Raw genomic sequence first — 4,892 nt, 5'->3', positions numbered from 1 at the left:
TTTAGAGTCAACAGGGTATGAGGCGTCATCAACTTCTATTGAGAGCTTATCTTCTTGAAGAGTTGAGCTCTCAGGCAACTCAATGACCCCGGAGATATCTGTTTCATCTCCTGGTGTTGTACCTGAAGAGTTACTTGAGCCGCCATTACAGCCTGCAATCGATAGGCTTAGTGCTAAGGCTAAGAAAACCTTAAAGCTCAACCCTAGGCAGTTGAATAGGAATTTCTGCATTGAATATCTCCAAATAAAACTCTTTATTAGTAAATACTAATATAAATAATGGAGTGTTGAGTTGATCTGGGTCTAGACAAGTGAATAAGTTGTAAGTATCACTGATAGTTATATTTATAAATAAAGTAAATAAACTTCAATGATGTTTTCTTTGCTGCCTATAATGCCTTCATCCAAGATAAGTTGGCTTGATGTCAATATGCTCAACAACAAAGGTGAAATATGAATTTCGAATACTCGCAGAAGGTACTAGATCTGACTCAGGAAGTGGCAAGTTTTCTGGAAAAATATTTGTACCCAATTGAGCAAGAGATAAAAGAGACTATCGAAAATGCCGAAGATAGGTGGCAGATTCCTCAGCAAATTGAAGACTTAAAAGCGCTCGCAAAAGAGCAGGGCTTATGGAATTTGTTTTTGCCTGATAGTGATTATGGCTACGGTTTAAGCAACCTGGAATATGCGCCTCTGGCTGAAGTCATGGGGCGGACACGTTTTGCCAGTGAAATATTTAATTGCAGCGCCCCCGACACAGGCAATATGGAAGTACTCGTTCGTTATGGTACTGAAGCGCAAAAAGAAAAATGGCTACAACCTTTGCTTGAAGGCGAGATTCGCTCTGCTTTTGCCATGACTGAGCCCGATGTAGCCTCCTCTGATGCAACAAATATTCAGACTCTTATTACGCGTGACGGCGAAGACTACGTCATTAATGGTCGTAAATGGTATATCTCGGGTGCGTGTGATCCGCGTTGCGAAATACTCATCGTGATGGGCAAAACAGACCCGGACAACGAAAATCGTCACCTACAACAATCAATGATACTCGTACCGATGAACACGCCGGGTGTCACCGTCGTTCGACCGATGCAAGTATTCGGTAATGACGATGCGCCAGAAGGTCACGCAGAAATTTTATTCGAAAATGTGCGTGTACCTGCCGAGAATATACTGCTAGGTGAGGGGCGTGGATTTGAAATTGCTCAAGGGCGTTTAGGCCCCGGTAGAATTCACCACTGCATGCGTTTAATCGGAGCCGCACAGCGTGCACTTGAGTTAATGTGTGTCAGAGCTGAAGAACGTGTCGTATTTGGTAAGCCACTGAGCAAGCAGGGTTCGGTGCGTGAAGACATTGCCAAGTCCTACTGCGAGATCGAACAAGCGCGCTTGCTTACCTTAAAAGCGGCTGCAAAAATGGACTCACACGGCAACAAAGGGGCAAAAGACCTGATCGCCATGATCAAGATCGTTGCGCCACAAATGGCCTGTACGGTAATTGATCGAGCGATTCAGATACATGGCGCAGCAGGTTTAAGCCAAGACTTCTTCTTATCTGATGCATATCAAATGGCACGTATTATTCGTCTAGCGGATGGGCCAGATCAGGTTCATATGATGCAGCTTGGTCGTGGTGTCTCAGCAGGGTATTCTGCAATGCAAATGATGAAGATGCGTAAGGCTTAGGAGAAGGTATGTCGGATATAAAAACAAATGTTGATGAGCTCGATGTTGTTAAGCTAGCTGCTTACCTTGCAGACAATATCGAAGGCTTTTCTGGGCCGATTAAAGCAACAAAATTTGAGGGGGGGCAGTCAAACCCGACTTTCAAGCTGTCTTCTCCTTCGGGGGACTTTGTTCTAAGAAGGCAGCCTCCAGGCAAACTGCTCAAATCTGCTCATGCAGTCGACAGAGAGTTTCGAGTCTATCAAGCGCTAGCAGATTCTGACGTACCGGTGCCTCGCATGTATCACCTATGTGAAGACCGGGAAATTATCGGCTCCATGTTCTACGTAATGGAGTATTGCGCAGGCAGTATCTTCTGGGATGCCGCCTTGCCAGAACTAGCGTCAAATGAAATGCGAAGCGCCGCATACGAGCAAATGGGCGATGTACTAGCTGCGATTCATAGTGTCGATTTAGACAGTGCAGGATTGAGTGATTATGGCAAGCCAGGGAACTATTTTGAGCGCCAACTATCTCGCTGGAGTCAGCAATATAAAGCATCTGAAATTAAGCCGATTCCAGCAATGGATCAATTGATCGCATGGTTAGAAGAAAATCTGCCCGAAGATGACGGCCGTGTTTCCTTAGTTCACGGTGACTATCGCCTCGACAATATGATGTTTTCAAGTGCCGCTTTGCAGTCTGGTGAAGTTAGTATTTTGGCCGTATTAGATTGGGAGTTGTCTACATTGGGTCATCCTTTTGCAGACTTGGCATACCAATGTATGCAGTTGCGTATGCCTGCTAGCGGCGGGCAAAAGAAGCCGGGTCAAATGAGTGGGTTAGCAGGTATTGATCGCACAAGCCTAGGTATTCCAACTGAAAAAGAATATGTTGCACGATATTGCAAACGTATGGGAATCGACAAGATTGATCACTGGGCATTCTATCTAGCCTTTAGCTTCTTCCGTTTAGCCGCGATCGCACAAGGCGTCGCGAAACGAGCATTAGACGGAAACGCTTCCAGTAAACAGGCCGGTAAAGTCGGAGCTTATGTGCCACTTCTGGCAATGGGCGCGTTGGCCGTGATTAAAGAAGAAAGCTAATGTAGGCAGAGCCTTACATGGCTCGCTAGCGGACTAGCACGGGGTTGACCCCTCTGCCTACAAATAGATTTTCCAAAATTAGGAAATATAAATGAAAGCAATCGTATGTGAAGAGTTTGGTCCTATAGATACCTTGGTATTTAAAGACGTCGAAGCGCCTGAGCCGGCTAAAGGCGAAGTTCGTATTAACGTTAAAGCGACAGGCGTTAACTTCCCTGATGGCCTTTTAGTGCAAGGCTTGTATCAAGTTCAACCTGAGCGCCCCTTTATACCCGGTATGGAATTTTGTGGCGAGGTGGAATCGCTTGGCGAAGGGGTTAAGCACTTGAAGGTTGGCCAGCGACTAATCTGTAGCAGCCAAAAATATGGAGGCTTTGCTGAGCAGGCGGTTGTTAATTCAAAGTTAGTCATGCCTATTCCCGATGAGATGAATGATATTGATGCCGCCAATATCATGTGTGCTCATGGCACGGCTCATCATGCCTTAAAGCAACGCGCTCGATTGAAGTCAGGTGAAACGCTAGTCGTGCTGGGTGCAGCAGGCGGAACAGGCTTAGCTGCCGTGCAAATCGGCAAGGCGATGGGGGCCAAGGTTATTGCAGTGTGTTCCTCTCAAGATAAGCTAGAAATCGCCAAGGAACAAGGTGCCGATGAGCTGGTTAACTATAAGGAACAAGATCTCAAGCAAGCGCTAAAAGATCTGACAAAAGGCAAGGGCGTAGATGTCGTTTACGATCCGGTTGGTGGCGAGGCATTTGATGCTTGCACAAGAGCGATGGCTCGCAATGGTCGTTTGCTTGTCATCGGCTTTGCATCAGGCACCATTCCCAAGCTACCAGTTAATCTCGCCTTGGTGAAAGAATACAGTGTGATAGGTGTATTTTGGGGCAGCTTCGTCATGCATGAACCTATGGTCTTCCTGCAAAATATGCAGGAGCTTTTTGCCTGGCATAAAGATGGCAAAGTATCGGTTGTCACCGATGAAGTCTTTACTTTAGCAAACACAAAAGAGGCATTAGCCAAAGTCTTTAACCGAGAGGTTAAAGGTAAGGTTGTTGTGGTAGCGGAGTAATATGGTTAATCAAAGGGGTCAGACTCGATTGATTCCACCACAGAGCACACCGAGCGGCCTGCGGCCTCCACAGAGAAGGTATTAGAACTTAGGTTGAGTGTTTATCTTTTCTCTGTGACGCGAAGCGCTCTGTATTCTCGGTGGTTTAAGTGCTTAGTGTTTAAATATTTTCTAGAACTAATAGGTAAAAACATGGCTACAAATTTATTTGATCTAACAGGAAAAGTTGCACTGGTAACGGGCGCAAGTCGTGGTATCGGTGAAGCGATTGCGAAGCTATTAGCAGAGCAGGGCGCACACGTTATTGTTTCAAGCCGCAAGGTAGATGACTGCCAGTTGGTTGCCGATGCGATTACTGAGGCGGGTGGTTCCGCTGAAGCCTTAGCATGCCATGTCGGTGATATGGGGCAGATTGAATCATGCTTTGCTCATATCGAAAGCAAGCACGGCAAGCTCGATATTCTAGTTAACAATGCAGCAGCCAACCCATACTTTGGCCATATTCTTGATACAGACCTAGCGGCCTATGATAAAACTGTTGATGTAAATATCCGTGGTTACTTTTTTATGTCAGTCGCTGCAGGCAAATTGATGAAGAAAAATGGCGGTGGTGCCATCGTCAATACTGCTTCAGTTAATGGCTTACAGCCCGGCATGATGCAGGGGATTTATTCTATTACCAAAGCGGCGGTTATCAATATGACTAAAGCCTTCGCGAAGGAATGTGCACCGCTGGGTATCCGTTGTAATGCTATTTTGCCTGGCCTGACTAAAACCAAGTTTGCCGGGGCGTTATTTGCTAATGAGAAAATGCACAAAGCCGCAATGCAGATGATTCCTATGCATCGTCATGCAGAGCCAGAAGAAATGGCAGGTACGGTACTTTACCTCGTATCTGATGCAAGCTCCTACACCAACGGCGAGTGTATTGTCGTTGATGGTGGACTAACGATCTAAATTAAAAAATGTAATCACCGAGATCACAGAGCAGCCTGAGGCCTACACCGAGAAAATATTTGTATAATAATATGTACTTTTTTTTG

The 4,892-nt window shown here is 45.8% G+C and carries 5 protein-coding genes; 4 read left to right on the top strand and 1 reads right to left on the bottom strand.

The window, feature by feature from the left end; all coding sequences use genetic code 11:
- Positions 1-231, bottom strand: a 231-nt coding sequence (locus tag A3763_RS11080; RefSeq protein WP_197482885.1) for a hypothetical protein, incomplete at its 3' end; no start/stop codon positions are given.
- Between the two features lie 222 nt (positions 232-453).
- On the opposite strand from A3763_RS11080, the gene A3763_RS11075 reads away from it, so the two are divergent.
- From A3763_RS11075 to A3763_RS11060, 4 genes are all read left to right on the top strand, one after another.
- Positions 454-1,692, top strand: coding sequence for an acyl-CoA dehydrogenase family protein (locus A3763_RS11075; RefSeq protein WP_068506712.1), 1,239 nt, complete (start codon positions 454-456; stop codon positions 1,690-1,692).
- An 8-nt stretch (positions 1,693-1,700) separates the two neighbouring features.
- Positions 1,701-2,777 (top strand): phosphotransferase family protein, encoded by a 1,077-nt coding sequence (locus A3763_RS11070; RefSeq protein ID WP_068506709.1) that lies wholly within the window; start codon positions 1,701-1,703, stop codon positions 2,775-2,777.
- Positions 2,778-2,868: 91 nt separating this feature from the next.
- Positions 2,869-3,849, top strand: a complete 981-nt coding sequence (locus A3763_RS11065) for an NADPH:quinone oxidoreductase family protein (RefSeq protein WP_068506707.1) — start codon at positions 2,869-2,871, stop codon at positions 3,847-3,849.
- Positions 3,850-4,041: 192 nt separating this feature from the next.
- Positions 4,042-4,806: an SDR family oxidoreductase gene (locus A3763_RS11060; RefSeq protein ID WP_068506705.1), complete on the top strand. Its 765-nt coding sequence runs from the start codon at positions 4,042-4,044 to the stop codon at positions 4,804-4,806.
- The last annotated feature ends 86 nt before the right edge of the window (positions 4,807-4,892 follow it).

The sequence above is a fragment of the Oleiphilus sp. HI0128 genome (assembly GCF_001635365.1).
This window is presented reverse-complemented; position numbering and strand designations above follow the sequence as displayed.